The organism is Micromonospora sp. DH13 (assembly GCF_020873825.1).
Taxonomy (GTDB): Bacteria; Actinomycetota; Actinomycetes; order Mycobacteriales; family Micromonosporaceae; genus Micromonospora; species Micromonospora haikouensis.
In genome coordinates this window covers 1-255 of the sequence record NZ_JAHWGR010000134.1, presented here as the reverse complement: position 1 = coordinate 255, position 255 = coordinate 1, and the positions used below count along the sequence as shown (strand labels likewise).

Below are 255 nucleotides of genomic sequence, written 5' to 3'. Positions count from 1 at the left end.
ACCCAGCCGGTGCTCGCCGCCCTCGTCCCGGCGATGGTCACGCCCGGGGACCTGCCCCGGGCCAGCGCGCTCAACCAGACGGCCGGCACCCTCGGCGCGCTGGCCGGCCCGGCGCTGGCCGGGCTGCGGGTGGGGCAGTTCGGCACCCGCGTGCCGCTGCTGTTGGACGCCGCCAGCTACCTCGCCCTGGTGGCCGCCGGCCTGCTGATCCGCACCCGCCGGGGCGGCGCCCGCCCGCCCGCCAGACCCCGCCCG

Annotated in this window: 1 protein-coding gene; it reads left to right on the top strand. The window is 81.6% G+C overall.

The annotated features are described in order from the left end of the window. A partial coding sequence (locus tag LPA42_RS33600) for an MFS transporter (protein WP_228987161.1) occupies positions 1–255 on the top strand: 255 nt, incomplete at both ends.